General features: G+C 67.8%; 2 protein-coding genes and 1 pseudogene. All 3 read right to left on the minus strand.

Annotated features, from left to right (window positions below; translation table 11 throughout):
- Positions 1-305 (minus strand): annotated as a pseudogene (locus ACFV7Q_RS38640) (hypothetical protein); the annotation flags it as partial.
- A 491-nt stretch (positions 306-796) separates the two neighbouring features.
- The gene (locus ACFV7Q_RS38645) at positions 797-2371 is read right to left on the minus strand and encodes an acyl-CoA carboxylase subunit beta (protein ID WP_385435634.1); all 1575 of its coding nucleotides are present in this window, start codon (positions 2369-2371) and stop codon (positions 797-799) included.
- Between the two features lie 204 nt (positions 2372-2575).
- Positions 2576-2887, minus strand: a 312-nt coding sequence (locus ACFV7Q_RS38650) for a methionine adenosyltransferase domain-containing protein (RefSeq protein WP_385435635.1), incomplete at its 5' end; no start/stop codon positions are given.

A 2887-nucleotide genomic window follows, 5' to 3' on the forward strand; every position in this document is an offset into this window, starting at 1 on the left:
TGGTTAGCGTCACCATCGCCCTGGTTCACGTTCGCCTGGTTAGCGTCACCATCGCCCTGGTTCACGTTCGCCTGGTTAGCGTCACCATCGCCCTGGTTCACGTTCGCCTGGTTAGCGTCACCATCGCCCTGATTGACGTTCGCCTGATTGACCTCACCGCCGACGTCCTGCACCACGCCCGGCACAGCCTTCATCGTCTGAGGAGCTGCGTGAGCGCCCGTCGCCCCGGCCGCTCCGGCAACAACCGCAGCAACGAAAGAAGCAGCAACAATTCCGGGGATGCGGGTACGAATCTTCACAGCCATCATTTTCTCCTTCAAAGGAATTACGTATTTCTAATACAGCAGGCGGGGGATTCACTGCCACCCGCTGCGCCTTCCGATTCGGCGGCTCGGCGCTTTGCCTGAAACCAGATTGGCCCACCCTCGAAGCCAAACAAAGCTGCGGAAACTCGGGGCTTGACACACCCGAAATGAAAAGTAGAATCGCGGCCGCATCCCCGTCCGCCAGCAGGCAGCGTGCGGTCACCGGCCCCGGCCGGCCGCGACCAGCCCGCGATGCCGCCAGCGGCCTCGCCTCTGCCCCACAATCGCGCCGCGGTCCGCTTCGACGCGCCCCACACCCATCCGTCACGCCCTGAGCACCGATAGAGCGTCCACCGCACACCGCGACCCCACCGCCCACGCCCTCCACCAGCGCATGCGGAGGGGTTCTCCACCGTCGGTACGGCACGGGTGGGTCGGCCGGTGATCTTCGAGTGGGTGGTCACACGACCGCCGCCTCGCCCCTCACCCCGTCACACCGGTGGATTGCCGTGTTTGCGGGACGGGACGTCGGCGTGCTTCGTCCGCAGCATGGCCAGCGCGCCGATGAGCGCGAAACGGGTCTCGGCCGGATCGATCACGTCATCCACCAGGCCGCGCTCAGCCGCGTAGTACGGGTGCATCAGCTCGGTCTGGTATTCCTTGATCTTCTGTGCCCGTTCGGCGTCCGGGTCCTCGGCCGCCGCGATCTCCCGACGGAAGATGACGTTCGCGGCGGCTTCGGCGCCCATCACCGCGATCTCGTTGGTGGGCCAGGCCAAGGAGACGTCGGCGCCGATGGAGCGGGAGTCCATCACGATGTACGCGCCGCCGTAAGCCTTGCGCAGGATCAGTTGGATCCGCGGGACGGTGGCGTTGCAGTAGGCGTACAGCAGCTTGGCGCCATGCCGAATGATGCCGTTGTGTTCCTGGTCCACGCCGGGCAAGAAGCCGGGCACGTCGACGAGAGTGACCAGCGGAATGCTGAAGGCATCACAGAACTGGACGAAGCGGGCGGCTTTTTCGCTCGCGTGGATGTCGAGCACTCCGGCCATCACGGCAGGCTGGTTGGCGACGATCCCGGTGACGTGACCGTCGAAGCGGGCCAGTGCGCAGACCACGTTCTGCGCCCAGGCCGGCTGGACCTCGAAGTACTCGCCGTCGTCGGCGATCTCCTCGATGACCCTTCGGATGTCGTAGGCCTGGTTCGGGTGGGCCGGGACGAGGCTGAGGAGGGCATCAGTGCGCCGGTCGGCGGGGTCGTCGGTCTCCTCACGGGGCGCGGTCTCGCGGTTGTTGGAGGGCAGCAGCGACAGCAGGAAGCGTACGTCTTCCAGGCAGCTCTCCTCATCGTCGTAGGCGAAGGCCGCCACCCCGGACACCGCCGCGTGGACATCGGCGCCGCCGAGCCCGTTGTGGGTGATCTCCTCGCCGGTGACCGCGCGGACCACGTCCGGACCGGTGATGAACATCTGCGAGTTCTCGCGCACCATGAACACGAAGTCCGTCAGGGCCGGAGAGTAGGCGGCGCCACCGGCGCACGGGCCCAGCATCACGGAAATCTGCGGGATCACCCCGGAGGCGCGGGTATTGCGCTGGAAGATGCCGCCGTAGCCGGCGAGGGCAGTGACTCCCTCCTGAATACGGGCGCCGGCGCCGTCGTTCAAGGAGACCAGCGGGGCACCAGCAGACACCGCGAGGTCCATCACCTTGTGGATCTTTTGAGCGTGCGCCTCGCCGAGGGCGCCGCCGAAGATGCGGAAGTCGTGTGCGTACACGAAGACGGTCCGGCCGTGGACGGTGCCCCAGCCGGTGACGACCCCATCGGTGTAGGGCTTTTTGTCTTCCAACCCGAATCCGGTGGCGCGGTGCCGACGCAGTGTTTCGATCTCGTGGAACGAGCCCTCGTCGAGGAGCACCTCGATGCGTTCCCGCGCCGTCAGCTTGCCCTTGGCGTACTGCCGTTCGGTGGCCTTGGGGTCGGGCCCGGCGAAGGCCCGGGCCTTGATCTCGGCCAGTTCCGCGGCACGGTCCTGGATGCTGGCTGGGGCGACGTCACTGGTGGTCACTGGATTCCTCCAGGCTGTGGGGAGGTCTGCTGGCTGCCGGACCGGCTTCCCGCCGGCACCGACGGGGTGGGCGGGGAGGGCGCCGATCGGGGTGGATCAGGAGCGGTAGTGGTCCGGCTCGTACGGGCCCTCGATGTGAGGGCCGAGGTACTCGGCCTGCTCGGGGTGCGGGGCGGTGCGGAGCGACCCCTACGGTCCTGGAGGTCAAAGGCCCGCGGCGGCGCGCAGGGCGTCGGCGCGGTCGGTGCGCTCCCAGGTGAAGTCCGGGAGCTCGCGGCCGAAGTGGCCGTAGGCGGCGGTCTGGGCGTAGATCGGGCGCAGGAGGTCGAGGTCGCGGATGATCGCGGCCGGGCGGAGGTCGAAGACCTCGGTGATGGCCTGGCCGATGCGGTCGGGGGAGGTCTTCTCGGTGCCGAAGGTTTCGACGAAGAGGCCGACGGGCTCGGCCTTGCCGATGGCGTACGCGACCTGGACCTCGCAGCGCGAGGCGAGGCCCGCGGCGACCACGTTCTTGGC

It is taken from the genome of Streptomyces sp. NPDC059851 (genome assembly GCF_042732005.1).
Taxonomy (GTDB): Bacteria; Actinomycetota; Actinomycetes; order Streptomycetales; family Streptomycetaceae; genus Streptomyces.